Below are 14282 nucleotides of genomic sequence, written 5' to 3' on the forward strand. Positions count from 1 at the left end.
CCTTATTGGGAAGCTTATTATACGTCCCGGTATCGCTTCTGTTTTTCTTTATTGGTACTGCGCTTTTTGCTTATTATCAAGCGATGCCGGAATTGTTACCTGAAAAATTTAGTGATCTGTCCCAAGCGGATAAAGTTTTTCCTTATTTCATTGTTAGTGGTTTGCCTGTAGGGATGACAGGGTTACTTATTGCTTCTATTTTTGCGGCAGGAATGAGTACAATCTCCACCAGTATCAATAGTTCTGCCACCATAATCCTTACAGACCATTACAAAAGATATATAGCTCCTGATGTGAATGGGAAGTCAGAAATGAGAGTATTGCTTTTCTCCTCCTTTGTGATGGGTTTATTGGCGATTATTGTAGCCATTGCCTTCAATGGGGTGGAAAGTGCTCTGGATGCCTGGTGGGCTTTGTCGGCCATATTTAGTGGAGGTATTCTGGGCTTGTTTCTGCTTGGATTTATCGGTAAAAACATCAAAAAAAAATATGCCGCCATAGGCGTTGCTTTAGGAGTATTGGTGATTGCTTGGATGAGCTTGTCTCCGGTAATTCTGGAAGAAGGCATGAGGTTCAGAAGTACCTTTCATGCCAACCTTACCATCGTTTTCGGTACCATTGTTATTTTCTTGGTAGGGTTTTTACTTTCTGCATTAGCCAATAAAAAGAATGAATAAAATTAGTTTTGATTAATCTGAAATTCCTCTTGAAGAGTAGATCAACATGCTGATGATGATTAGCAGGATAAACAGTACGGCATATTCAAATTGTAACCAAATGTCTGATCTGGCTTTGATACGGTAACTCAAGTTGGTGAGTTTTTCTCCTTCAGAAAGCTGGATTTTAGAAAGCTCTCTTAAATCATTAAAAACACGCTCGAAGTCCGAATTAAATCTTTGAACGCTGTTTTCATAGTTGTTTTCTGTAGCTACTTGGTTGCTGAAATAACTTTGTATCTCAAGTTTTTCTGAAACCAAATGCTTAAAGTCATTGAGGTATTTCTCTTCTTTGGGGGTCAGGTATGTTCTTTCAAAGCCGGAAATAATAGCCAGAATTTGTTCGTGATAGTCTATTACCTGGGTTTTAACGGACATGTATTGGTCCATAGATTCGGTATTTGCTACCAGTAATCGCATTCGAAAAAGTAATTCAGTAATATTGAAAATATAATCCTGCACGACCAATCGGTCTTCATAAACGGTTACAAATGAAGCCTCCAATTCGTCTACGTTGCTTTTATCAACCAAACTTTTAGCGAAAATGAGAAACAATACGAGAATTAATGCAATGGCTATTTTTGTCTTGAAAGCTAAAAACGTTTTTCGTGTCATTTTTCATTAATATTAAATAATTGCTAAAATTTTAAATTGATCTTCAAAGGACTAAATGGAAAATCTTTTTGATATCGTATTACTAAACCGGTCTATTAATGATAGCCATTTTTAATTGTGCTTCTCTTTTTTTATTTAGGAGAATCCTATTTTTGGGATTATTATTACTGAATTGCTGTATAATTTAATGATTAATTAAAGCATTAAATTTTGCTTTATCAACTAAAGGGTACAATATTTCAGAGGACAAGATTTCTTTCCTTCAAAAGTGTGCTGACGGGATGGTGAAAGTGAATGTGGTCCCTTTACCGGGCTTGCTGATTACATTTATCTCCCCTCCATTTTTTTCAATAAAATCCTTTGTTAAATGTAAACCCAGACCAGTTCCTTTCTCACCTTCTGTGCCATATTGTTGCTTATTGGCCAATTCTTTTGAAAATACATTTTTTAATATTTCTTCATTCATGCCTATACCGTTGTCTTTTATTGAGATTTCCCAAAAACCCTGGTTTGATTTTTTACTTGAAATAATAATTTTACCTCCTTTTGGAGTGAATTTCAGGGCATTGTTTAGCACATTTCTTAAAGCCAAGCTTATTTGATCCCTGTCGGCATAACAAATCGTGTTTTCCTCTAATTGGTTTATAATTTCAATGTTTTTGTTTTTTGATATCGGCTTGTTTAAGCTAATGTTTTGTTCTACCAACTGGTGCAAGGATATGTCGGCAGGCGCTGTTACTATTCCTTTCATTTGACCTTTCGCCCAGTTTAATAAATTAACGAGCGTGAAATGAACTTGTTCAACTTCATTTCGCAATTGTTTGGATACCAATAAAAATTCCTTTTGTTCTAAATTTTCATCTACCACATATTGCATTAGCCCTTTTAAACTAGTGATCGGACTTTTGAGGTCGTGTCCAACGATACTGAAGATTTTGTCTTTCGTTTCATTTACCTGAAACAATTGCTTGGTTATTTTTTCATTCTCATTTTTCTGATGTAATAGTTTTTTATTTAATTTCTCAAATTCATTCCTTTGCTTGGTTACAATTACTTTGGCTTTTGTCTGAGCTTTAATTGACCGAATAGCGATTATAAAAGCGATCAATAAAATGACAAGGATGATCGAAACCCCGTTTCGAATATTTTGGGCCATCCTGTTTTCATTCAAGAGGTCTTTCTCTTTTTGTTGTTGAAGAAACTCTGTTTCTTTTTTTTCAGATTCGTATTTTGCATTAATTTCCTGAATTTGCTCATTTATTTCTGAACTCATGATACTGTCTTGGTACAGTTTATGCAATTTAAAATGATGTAGTGCTTGAGCATAAACATTCATTTCCTCATAAATCCTACTAAGCAACAAGTGACTTTTGTCAATATTACTATTGATATCACTTTCAACAAAAATCTCAAGACTTTCTTCTATGTTTTGCTTGGCTTCATGGAGTTGGTTCATGTTTAACCGGGCTTCTCCCATGCCAAGTAAATCGTAACCTATTCCGACACGGTCATCCCTTTCTTTATCCACAACATAGGCCTTTTCAAAATTTACATATGCGTTTTGGTTTTCTCCCTGAATAAGAAAAAGTTCACCCAAATTAAAATAACTTACAGAAATCAGTTGCTTATTGTTCATCTTTATGCCTAGCTCAAGAGTAGCTTCTAACTGTGTCATTGCCTTTTTCAATTCCCCTCTTTCCTTGTAAATTAAAGCGATGTTTATTCTTGATGAAGCGATGCCTGTTTGGTCGTTATAGACTTCTCGGATTTTTAGTGCGCGAGTATGGTATTCCAAGGCCTTTTCAATATTTCCAACATCCATGAATACTAAACCTAGATTGCTTAAAGTTTTGCTTTGCTCAAATTCCGACAAATGTTCTTCTTTGATTTTAAGGGCTTGTAAATAATGGGTCACTGCCTTCGTATAATTTCCCTTTTCGTAAGCATTTAGCCCCATACTATTGTAGAGATTCGCTAGACCTAGCCAATACTCTTCCTTTTCAGCGAGATTTAAGCCTTCTTCAAAATAACTTAAAGCTTGAGTGTATTCTCCTTTAAGATTGTGATAGGCTCCAATGTTTCTATAAGCATCTATTTTGCCGATGGTATAGTCTATCTGCTCGCTTGCTTTTAGACTTTTCATGGCCAATAAGTAAAGACTGTCCGGGTTTCTATGGTAATAAATTTCACCCAATCGATTCAATTGGTCAATATAATCAGCTGTAGGGAAAAAGTTTTCTCGATTTTCTAATGTCTGTAATTGATCAATTTGGGATTGAATGGTGTCGGTTTGAGCCCATAAGGAATGCGTTGCAAACATCACTGACAGCATTGCAGCAATGGGAAAAATAATTTTATAATTAAATAACGCAGCCAAAGGTTATTGTTTGTTTAAGTTATAAACAGAATAGTTAATCGTGTGCAGTAATAAACAGTTGTATGAAAATTCGCGCCTGAGGAATGTTTTTTAACTAGAATAATGGTAAAGAAAGTCAATGTTAATTAGTATAGTTTTACTTCACCAATCTTAGAGTAAAAGCCGGTATATATGCCAAATAGCGATTGGTACCAAATCCTCAATTCCTGTTTATTAACCTTGAGTGAATAGTAATGTTTTACTATTCCTATCTTATCTGCTTCTTGATCTTATTTGTCCTTCTTTAGTTGGTTTGAAGAGCTTTTTTGTTGTTCAAAAGAACGACAAAGTTATTGTTAAAATATTAATTATTAAATAAAATTTAAGGGGTTTTAAAGTTTTTACCTTATTTACACCATATAGATTTTGTAGTTTATTAATGGATGAGGTTTAAATATTTCCAAGTCTTTTCTCTTTAAGGTAACTTTTTAAAATAGATTAAGAAAGGGCTCAGTTGAATTTTTAAAACATAAGGCTGCTTTTTTATGAAATTGGTATTGTTTAAGAGAAATTTACATACCAATTGTACAGCAAATCAAGCAGGTGAAATTAATTTGAATTTTAGGATAGCCACGTGAATTAACAATTCACTGAATTACTTTTTTAATTGCTTGAATTTTATTTTTAGCTTTAAGGTTCAAAATTGAATTGATGACACGATGAAAAATACCAACCCCACCTCAACAGCAGCTTGGAAAAGTTTGTCTGGAGCTGCTAACACTCCAATTGATATAAAATCTTTGTTTGAAGAAGATCCCAATCGATTTAGAAAGTACAGTGTTCGCTTCAAAGACATTTTACTTGATTATTCAAAAAATGGAATAAATGAGAAAATTTTCTCTTCACTTATAGATTTGGCCAATCAGACAAATTTAAAAGAAGCCATAGAGGATATGTTTTCCGGTAAACCAATCAATGCTACCGAAGGTAGGGCCGTTTTACATACTGCTTTGAGAAACAGATCAAATGATCCGGTCTACGTTGATGGAAAGGACGTTATGCCTGATGTTAATGAAGTATTGGAAAAAATGAAGGTTTTTTCTGAAAAGGTATCTAAAGGAGTATGGAAAGGATATACAGGAAAGCCTATCGAATCCCTTGTTAATATTGGTATTGGTGGGTCAGATCTTGGTCCTGTTATGGTGACAGAAGCACTTAAACCTTACCAGCACCCTCATATCAAAACTTATTTTGTGTCTAATGTAGATGGTTCCCATATCACAGAGGTGCTTAAACAAGTGAATCCGGAGACTACGATGTTTTTTATCGCATCCAAAACTTTTACGACTCAAGAAACCATGACCAATGCCCATACGGCCAGGTCTTGGTTTTTGGAACAAGCCCGTAATGAAGTTGAGGTGGCCAAACATTTTGTAGCCCTTTCGACAAATGGTAATGCAGTTAGAGCGTTTGGTATCGACCTTAACAATATGTTTGAATTCTGGGATTGGGTAGGAGGAAGGTATTCCTTATGGTCAGCCATAGGCTTGACTGTTGCCTGTGCTGTAGGTTTCGATAATTTCAGGAAACTACTGGAGGGAGCACACGATATGGACAAGCATTTCAGGTCAGAATCATTTGATAAAAATTTGCCGGTTTTGCTGGCCCTAATAGGGATCTGGAATACCAACTTTTTGGGAGCCACTTCAGAAACCATTCTGCCTTATGACCAATACATGCACCGTTTTCCTGCTTACTTTCAGCAAGGGAACATGGAGAGCAATGGGAAATACATCGATAGAGAAGGAAACAAAGTAAACTATCCTACCGGGCCTGTCATTTGGGGAGAACCGGGTACCAATGGACAACATGCTTTTTACCAATTGATACACCAAGGCACGCAAATGATACCTTGCGATTTTATCGCTCCCGCCCAAACACATAATCCTGTTAGTGATCATCATGCCAAATTAATGTCAAACTTTTTTGCACAAACAGAAGCATTGATGAATGGTAAATCATTAGAAGAGGTAAAAGAGGAGATGAAGAAAGAAGGTAAGTCTCCGGAAGTTATCAATAAAATTGCTCCTCACAGGGTTTTTGAAGGAAACAGGCCTACCAATTCTATCCTTGTGAAAAAGATCAATCCATCGACCTTAGGGGCTTTGATAGCTATGTATGAGCATAAAATTTATGTGCAAGGTGTAATATGGAACATCTATAGTTTTGATCAATGGGGAGTTGAGCTAGGAAAGGTAATGGCCAAATCAATTCTACCTGAGTTGCAGTCCGATGAAGAAATAGCCTCCCATGATTCTTCTACCAATGGCTTGATCAATGCTTTCAAGGATTTTCGAAAAAGTTAAGAAATTTCCACCGTTGATTGACCCTAAGAATCTATAAGGTATATGCAATTCCTGACGCAGCTACAACCTGCTGCGTCAGGATTTTTTTTATAAGTTGAAGGCTTTTTCCACCAAAGCAGATGTCTCCTACTGTATATTGGTCATTTTCCTTCCCAATTGTTTATTGTATCTATTATGGTAGAGATTTCATTATCACGCAATTCAGGGTGAAGGGGGATGCTTATAATTTCTCGATGAATTTTTTCTGTTAAGGGCAATTTTCCAAAATTTACTTTCTGGTAAGCCGGTTGAAGATGGGGTGGAATAGGATAGTGGATGGCAGTTTCTATTCCATTCTGAGATAAGTATTGAATCAATTTCTCCCTCTTTTCTACCAGTAGAGTAAACAAATGCCAGGTGTGAGAAAGGACCTGGTTTGGGCCAGTTTTCATAGGTAATGTCACGTGTTGAGGATCAATTCCTTTGAGGTAGGCATCAGCAATTTCAGTCCTACGGCGATTGGACTTGTCTAAATGAGGTAATTTTACATTCAGTACACCAGCTTGGATTTCGTCCATCTTCGAATGGGTGCCTATATATTCGAATTTGTACTTTTCCTTGCCACCGTAATTGGTGAGGGCTCGAATGATACTTGCCAATTCGGGCTCGTTGGTTGTGACGGCTCCGGCATCACCTAAGGCCCCTAAGTTTTTTGTAGGGTAAAAGCTGTGGGCAGCAACATGTCCCAACGCCCCGGTTTTAACACCCTTAAATATACAGCCCACTGCCTGGGCATTGTCCTCAATAAGCTTAAGTTGATGCTTGTCAATAAGTTGTCTTATCTCTTCGCTATAAGCATTCCTACCGAAAAGGTGGACCAACACTAAGGCTCGAGATTTTCTTGTAATTTTTTGTTCAAGGGATCTGGAGGAGATATTGAAACTATAAAGCTCAGGTTCCACTGCCACCGGTTTTAGCCCTTGATTGGAAATTGCCAAAAATGTGGCAAAGAAAGTATTGGCAGGAACCAGAATTTCATCCCCCTCCTTTAAATGACCCATGATAAGGTAAGCCTGAAGGATAAGTTCCAGTGCATTGGTCCCATTCCCTAGACTAATACAGTGATTTGTTCCAATATAGTCCGCGAAATTCTTCTCGAATGTTGTAGAGATTTCTCCATTGACATACTGACCACTCCTGCTTATTTGTAATAAGGTGTCTGAGAGTTCAGGTTCAAATGCCTTATTAATGGCTTTTAAGTCTAAAAACTTTATGGGAGAATTGTCCTTCATTTGTATCATTCATGAATTAGGATACGAAAATAATTAACAAGTGAGAATAGATACCATATATTGGAAGAAACTCAATAAAAAACCACTATTATTATTTCCTTGGGCCCAAAGAATGGTCTACTATGGTAGTTATCACGTATATTGAAAAAAAGGCGATATGATGCGATTGTTCATTTATGCTTTTCTCTTTGTTTTGTGGGAATCCTGTTCCTTAAGGGGAATTACAGTTACAGAAAATGTCACCTATATGGAGGAAGGTTATTTGGGAGAATTACCTGAAAAAAAATTAAACATTTTCCGGCCAAAAAAGATTAAAGAAGCCCTTCCTGTCTTGGTATTTATCCATGGCGGTAGCTGGAGATCAGGATCCAAAGAAAAATACAGTTTGATTGCCAGAAGGTGGGCCAGAAGAAACATAGTTGCTGTAATTATTGATTACCCCTTGAGCCCGGAATATAAAATCCACAGCATGGCTATAGCTTCTGCCAAGGCGGTGAATTGGGTGGATGAAAACATCACTGAATATGGTGGTGATCCGGAGAAAATAGTGGTGTCCGGACATTCTGCCGGAGGGCACTTAGCAAGCCTGATTTCCATTCGAGAAGAGTATTTTGATAGTCTTGGTGTTAAAAGCCCAATTGCTGCGGCCGTTTTAAATGATGCCGCTGGCCTAGATATGTACCATTACCTCAAAGAGAAGAACTATGCTCCGGGTACTTCTCATTTAAAAACTTTTACTGATTCACCCCAGGTGTGGAAAGATACTTCCCCAATCTACTTTCTGCATGAAGACATGCCACCCATGCTTTTCATGATGGGTGGGAAAACCTATGAGAGTATTTTAGTAGGTACCGATAGGTTTATGAAAGAATACAAGAAGTTTGTTCCAGAGCCTAATTTCAAAATTCAGAAAAATAAAAGGCATATTCCCATGATGCTTCAAATGGTCTACACTCCCGGTAGGGGCTTTCGATGGGTTATTGATTTTGTCAAAGCTGTAGGTGAATGATTAGGGCATTAGCTGGGAGGAAATCAAGGTATTTTCAGCTCTATTTATGCCGACAAGGCCTCCGTTTAATGGATCCAAAGCAATTCCTTGTCCTGTAAAGGGTGCTTTATACTTTTCAATAAAGTTTAAGGTTTTACCCGTTTTAGGCAAAATTAGATAATAAAGTTTCTTTTCATCGTGCCCGGTAACCAAAAAACCTTCTTTCCAAGGCACACCACCGGAAATGCTCATTTTGCCCATCTCCTCTATCATTTTTTTAGGAAATGTCCATTTACCTATTATTTCCCAATTGTTATTCATTTTGGCTAGATAAGTAAGGTGATTGTCCTTACCGTAATAGGCAAAAAGGGCATACCAATGTTCTTTGTTTTTAACAATCCAGGTAAGGCTTCCTTCTGACTCTCCCAAATTAATTGTCTTTGCCAGAATTAAGTTTTCAGGATCAATTATTCGAATACTACTACTATCCGGCTGGTTTGGGTAGTTGGAATGGGCGCAATAGAGAAGGTCCTTATAAAAAAAGCCGCTGTTTAAATGTTTGGTATTAGGAAGATTTTTTGTCACGATCAAGTTACCGGTAGCCCTTTCATATTTACTTATGGTATGGTTGTTTATGGCATAAATATAATGTTCATTGGCGGCGGCTGCTTGTCGGGCGTCAGGTGAAGCCCAAGCCTGCATTTTTTCCCAAGTTGAAAATTTTGTACTGTTATTGGTGAATAAATCGATGTTGGTATTCCTTTCCAATTGGTAAGGCGCTGCTGCCAATATTAGTGTCCCTGAATCTGAAATGTTTAAACCTGCAGCAGCTTTAAAATCTACACCTTTGGAAGTATTAAAAACTTTCGAACTTAATTTTTTGACTTTATGTGTAGCGGGTTCTAGCTGTAATTCAAACAAGTCAGCTATTTGCTTTCCATCCTTATTTTTTGCTGTACCGACCATAAACAGTTGCTGACTCTTATCAGAAAATAAATTCAAATTTTGGTAGGACTCCCATTTGGGATCTGACCATTCATCAGTAGATTGTTTTTTGACCTCTATGGAATTTTTTAGCGTAAAAAGTCCTTTCCCATCATAAAAATCCTGCTGGGGGCAGGAATAAAAGTCCAGTACCCGACTGTCCCAATTGGCAACCAAAATCAATATATCACCTCTAAAAGCGGTAATGCCCACCGCTCCGGCTGTAACCCGTTCAAAATCTCCTTTTCTTTCTATGGTATAAATGGGTTGGTCAAAGGGAGCCTGAGATTCTAAATCATAGATTTGAAGATAAGCAAGGTTTCGCTTTTTGTTGTCTTCAATGCCTACTGCCAGGTAATGCTCAAAAATTTGAAATCCGCCTGCATGGCGGAGAGGTGAATGCATTAAGGTGTCAATCGCCATTACTTTCGATTGACCTTCAAGGTTTATTTTTACTATATAACTCAATTCTTCAGAGCTCCCGCTTAGATAGATAGTATTTTCTTTATACAATTGGATGCCTTGAAGGTGGCCTCCTTTGGATTCAAAGGGTATGTAATTTATTGTTGATAAGGAGATAGATCGGGTATTTAAATTTTCAAATGCTAACACAAAATCATCAATTTTGACGGAATTGGTTGGCATTAATGATAAAGGCAAGTGCAAAGCTATAAGCCATTGAAGTAGGAACGTTATTACTATGAACATCTCAAGTTTTTTATTTTAGCTTAAAGTAAGGGCTTTGATAGACAATCACAATCAAAATAGTCACATTGTTTGCTCAAAGGATGATTACATTAATCCATTATAGCATAACTGTTCGTATATAGATTGATCATAATAATGAAACGTAGATTAAAATCCGTTTCAATAAAATCAATCTTCGTAAAGAAATGGATTTATATTACAATTAATAAGATAGGAACATGAACTGGAAAAAATGCTGGCTTCTCCCATTTGTATACTTGCTCTTAGTTAACGATTTATCCATTCAAGATCTTGCATTTCAAGAAAAAGGCAACGCTAAGGCTCCATTCGCACTAAAACCTTTTCCAGTAAGGGAAAATGAGAATGCAATTGACTTTGATTCGAATTTTGTATGGGGGTTTTTGGCATGTGAATATTGATGGGAATACTTTTAAAGCAGATTTTTTTGCACGATTTGGCTAGGTTGAATTATTAAAAAATGCAATTCAAATTTTGGATTAATGTTTGTGGTTAGTAGAACAGTCAATACCATATAAAACTAAAAATCCTATGAAATCCTTTCAATTAAAAATTTTAGAAAAAAGTAAGGCAACGCATGATACTTTTGTTTTCAAAATAGAAAAACCCAAAAGCTATTCTTATGTGCCCGGACAGGCCACAGAATTGAGTTTATTGAAAGAAGGTTGGGCGGATGTTAAGCGTCCTTTTACTTTTACCAGCCTTCCAGAAGATGATTATTTGGAGTTTACCATTAAAACTTACGATGATCATGAAGGAGTTACCAAAAGATTAGGGAATGCACAGGTGGGTGATGAAGTTGAAATAGGAGATGCCTGGGGAGCAATTGCCTACAAGGGCGAGGGTGTGTTTTTAGCAGGAGGGGCAGGAATCACACCTTTTATTTCGATTTTACGCGATTTGCGTCAAAAAAATAAAATTGGCAACAATCAGTTGATATTTGCCAATAAAACAAACGATGACATCATTTTATTTGAAGAATTGAAGACCATTTTAGGGCATAAATTCCAAAATATCATTGAGAATCAAGAAGATTCAGCCTATGATCGAGGAAGGATTGATAAGAAATACCTGATGGAGAATATCAACGATTTCAAGCACCAACATTTTTACGTTTGTGGGCCTGAGGGCTTTATAAAAGCGGTAAATGGAGCATTGAAAGATCTAGGGGCAAATCCAGAGGCTCTGGTGTTTGAGAAGTAATGACTATTATCGAAAAGGAGACTCCCATTAGGAATCTCCTTTGTTTTTACCTTACTGCTTCAACTGCTTTTGCGAGCTTTTCTTTTACTTCTTTGGCCAGGGGTTTGATTTCCTCTTTGCCAACCGGTACCATGGCCGCCTCGGGATCGATGGCGGAGACCTCTATTTCACCATTCTCAAGTTCTCTAATGGTGACATTACAAGGCAACATGGCCGACATATTTGGGTCTATGGTCAAGACCTTGTCTGCAAAACCGGGATTGCAAGCGCCCAATATTACTGTCGGTAAATAATCCTTATCCAGTTTCTTTTTCATGGTGGCCTGAATATCTATTTCCGTAAGCACACCAAATCCTTGCTCTTTTAAAGCAGCAGTTACCTTTTCTTTTACTTCTGAAAAGGATTGTGGTTCGAGTGTTTTATTTATATAATATTTCATAACGGTTTCATTTATTGGTTCAACTATAAAACTACACATAGATCGAGCCAAAGAAAGTGACCTTTGTTACAATGTGATGGTTTTCGCTATTATATTGACAAGTTTATAGGTTTGAAATCTTCCCGTAAATTTAAATAACCATTGGGCGATAAAATCTTATTGTTCTTCTATTACTAAATTAAGCTTTAAAAGTGTGGAATAATCCAGTTCAACTTCGGCGTTTTTATTAGCCCTGTCCCATCATTTAATATCCACCTATCAGATCTTTGGCTAAGATTAATTTTCTGATGTTATCAGAAACACAATCGCTATAAAATGCAAAACCGTCCCGCCAAGAACAAAAACATGCCAGATGGCGTGGGCGTAAAGCATTTTTTTATTGGCATAAAAAATAGTACCTAAAGTATAGGTCAAACCCCCGGCAGCAATCAGGTAAATGATTTCTGTACTTAGGTTGGCCACTAGGGGCTTTATTAGGAGCAAGGCCATCCAGCCCATGCATAGGTACAATAGGAGGGATAGTTTTTCAAATCTCCCAATAAAAAATATTTTAAAAACCAATCCAAATACGGTAATGGTCCATACAATTCCGAAGTATACCCAGCCTAAGGTGCCACCCAAACCAAGTAACAATAAGGGAGTATAGGTTCCGGAAATTAAAAAATAAATGCTAATATGATCAATGCTACGCAATAGGGGTTTTAATTCCGTGGATTGTATGGCATGATAAAGGGTAGAGGAGGTATAAAGCAATAACATGGTGGCCCCAAAGATGCAGCAACTGACTACATGCATGGCAGTGCCATTCAATACAGAAAAAACGACCAAAAGAGATATGGCCACAATACTAAAAAGGATCCCAATCAAATGAGTGAGTGTATTGGCAAACTCTTCTTTTAGTGTCTGTTTTCTTTCTACCTGTCCGGCCATTGTAGTCAATTAATAGTATAATCAGTAAATATCGGGTTTTTGCCTCAATATTTCCGGATGGATAGTAGGTTAATCAGCATTTTAAAAAATAGAAATGGAATAAAAAGAAAAAGGCCTCGATATGGATCGTGGCCTTTTAAAAAATTACAAGGAGTAATAAAAAAATTGTCGCTGTATTACTGATTCAAAAGTAGGCTTTTCCTGAATTATAAAAGCCTTTTGAAGATTAAGGATTCTTTACATAATAACGCAGTCTTTAATAATTAAATAACATTTAGCTAAAGGTGAGATGTATAGAATGGTTGTCAGGGTAATTTTGTACTTTTGCAGGAAGATATGAAAGCAAGAACCTTAAAAAAAGATAAAGTCAATATCATCACCATGGGTTGTTCCAAAAATCTCGTGGATTCCGAAGTGCTATTAAGCCAACTGAAAGGAAATGGTATTGACGCCAGGCATGAATCAAATGCTGAGGACAATAATATAGTGATTATCAATACTTGTGGCTTTATTGACAATGCCAAGCAGGAATCTATCAATACTATTTTAGAGTATGCTACCGCCAAGGATCAAGGTTTGGTAGACAAAGTTTATGTGACAGGCTGCCTTTCTCAGCGCTATAAGGATGATTTAGAGGATGAAATTCCTCAGGTAGATGCCTTTTTTGGAACCAGGGAATTACCTGCATTATTGAAGAAATTTAAGGCTGATTATAAGCATGAGTTGGTAGGAGAGCGGTTGCTAAGCCACGCTTCGCATTATGCCTACATGAAAATTTCTGAAGGTTGTGACAGACCATGTTCTTTTTGTGCCATTCCGCTTATGAGAGGTGGGCACGTATCTCGCCCAATAGAGGAATTGGTAAAAGAGGCCAAACACAAAGTGGCCGGAGGAACCAAAGAAATACTTTTGATCGCTCAGGATTCTACCTATTATGGTTTGGATCTCTACAAAAAAAGAAGACTTGCGGATCTATTGCGAGCCCTTTCGGATGTAGAAGGGCTAGAGTGGATAAGGTTGCATTATGCTTACCCTACAGGTTTTCCTATGGACGTGTTGGAAGTGATGGCAGAAAGAAACAATATTTGCAATTACTTGGACATACCTCTGCAACATGGGTCTACTGAGGTGTTAAAAACGATGAGACGGGGAACTACCCGTGAAAAGCAGGAGGCGTTGATCAATGAAATCCGAAATAAAATCCCGGATATAGCGATTAGGACCACGCTTATCACAGGGCATCCGGGAGAAGGAGAAAAGGAGTTTGAAGAGATGGGAGATTTTGTGGAACGCATGCGATTTGAGCGCTTAGGCGTTTTCACCTATTCCCATGAGGAAGATACACATGCCTATGGCTTGGAGGACAGCGTGCCTCAGGAAGTCAAACAAGAGAGGGCCAATCGCCTGATGGAAATACAAGAACAAATTTCTTTTGAACTCAATCAGGAGAAAATAGGGAAGGAATACAAGGTGTTAATTGATAAAAATGAAAATGGCCGTTTTGTAGGGCGTACAGCTTATGATTCTGTGGAGGTGGACAATGAGGTGCTGATAGATGCCAGTAAGTTTTATTGTAGATTGGGGGATTTCGTCAATGTTAAAATTACTGAAGCTACCGAATTTGACCTTTACGGAGAAATCATTTAGCCTTTCCTCAGGTCTATTTATCAAACCAATGTTAAAAGATT

The 14282-nt window shown here is 37.2% G+C and carries 10 protein-coding genes and 1 pseudogene; 5 read left to right on the forward strand and 6 right to left on the reverse strand.

Annotated features, from left to right (window positions below; genetic code table 11):
- Positions 1 to 677 (forward strand): annotated as a pseudogene (locus tag AAC037_RS06420) (sodium:solute symporter); the annotation flags it as partial.
- Between the two features lie 12 nt (positions 678 to 689).
- Here the strand turns inward: AAC037_RS06420 and AAC037_RS06425 are convergent.
- A complete protein-coding gene (locus AAC037_RS06425) occupies positions 690 to 1331 on the reverse strand; it encodes an MCP four helix bundle domain-containing protein (RefSeq protein ID WP_339902210.1) in 642 nt (213 codons plus the stop codon).
- Positions 1332 to 1593: 262 nt separating this feature from the next.
- Positions 1594 to 3708: a tetratricopeptide repeat protein gene (locus tag AAC037_RS06430; protein ID WP_339902211.1), complete on the reverse strand. Its 2115-nt coding sequence runs from the start codon at positions 3706 to 3708 to the stop codon at positions 1594 to 1596.
- 698 nt (positions 3709 to 4406) lie between these two features.
- Here AAC037_RS06430 and pgi point away from each other — a divergent pair.
- Positions 4407 to 6053 carry a glucose-6-phosphate isomerase gene (gene pgi, locus AAC037_RS06435; RefSeq protein ID WP_339902212.1) on the forward strand — a complete coding sequence of 549 codons (1647 nt, stop codon included), beginning with the start codon at positions 4407 to 4409 and terminating at the stop codon, positions 6051 to 6053.
- Between the two features lie 140 nt (positions 6054 to 6193).
- Here the strand turns inward: pgi and AAC037_RS06440 are convergent, their stop codons facing one another.
- The gene (locus tag AAC037_RS06440; protein ID WP_339902213.1) at positions 6194 to 7333 is read right to left on the reverse strand and encodes a DegT/DnrJ/EryC1/StrS family aminotransferase; all 1140 of its coding nucleotides are present in this window, start codon (positions 7331 to 7333) and stop codon (positions 6194 to 6196) included.
- 148 nt (positions 7334 to 7481) lie between these two features.
- Here AAC037_RS06440 and AAC037_RS06445 point away from each other — a divergent pair, with 148 nt between their 5' ends.
- Positions 7482 to 8333, forward strand: a complete 852-nt coding sequence (locus AAC037_RS06445; protein WP_339902214.1) for an alpha/beta hydrolase — start codon at positions 7482 to 7484, stop codon at positions 8331 to 8333.
- Here AAC037_RS06445 and AAC037_RS06450 read toward each other — a convergent pair whose 3' ends face one another.
- A complete protein-coding gene (locus tag AAC037_RS06450; RefSeq protein ID WP_339902215.1) occupies positions 8334 to 10004 on the reverse strand; it encodes a hypothetical protein in 1671 nt (556 codons plus the stop codon).
- Between the two features lie 549 nt (positions 10005 to 10553).
- Here AAC037_RS06450 and AAC037_RS06455 point away from each other — a divergent pair.
- Positions 10554 to 11225, forward strand: a complete 672-nt coding sequence (locus AAC037_RS06455) for an FAD-binding oxidoreductase (RefSeq protein ID WP_339902216.1) — start codon at positions 10554 to 10556, stop codon at positions 11223 to 11225.
- A 46-nt stretch (positions 11226 to 11271) separates the two neighbouring features.
- Here AAC037_RS06455 and AAC037_RS06460 read toward each other — a convergent pair whose 3' ends face one another.
- Together AAC037_RS06460 and AAC037_RS06465 are read right to left on the reverse strand one after the other, a co-directional pair.
- Positions 11272 to 11664: a DUF302 domain-containing protein gene (locus AAC037_RS06460; RefSeq protein ID WP_339902217.1), complete on the reverse strand. Its 393-nt coding sequence runs from the start codon at positions 11662 to 11664 to the stop codon at positions 11272 to 11274.
- 276 nt (positions 11665 to 11940) lie between these two features.
- The gene (locus AAC037_RS06465) at positions 11941 to 12594 is read right to left on the reverse strand and encodes a hemolysin III family protein (protein ID WP_339902218.1); all 654 of its coding nucleotides are present in this window, start codon (positions 12592 to 12594) and stop codon (positions 11941 to 11943) included.
- 336 nt (positions 12595 to 12930) lie between these two features.
- Between AAC037_RS06465 and rimO the strand changes: the two genes are divergently transcribed.
- Positions 12931 to 14241, forward strand: coding sequence for a 30S ribosomal protein S12 methylthiotransferase RimO (rimO, locus tag AAC037_RS06470; protein WP_339902219.1), 1311 nt, complete (start codon positions 12931 to 12933; stop codon positions 14239 to 14241).
- The last annotated feature ends 41 nt before the right edge of the window (positions 14242 to 14282 follow it).

This window comes from uncultured Cyclobacterium sp. (assembly GCF_963976465.1).
In the GTDB taxonomy this organism is placed as follows: domain Bacteria; phylum Bacteroidota; class Bacteroidia; order Cytophagales; family Cyclobacteriaceae; genus Cyclobacterium.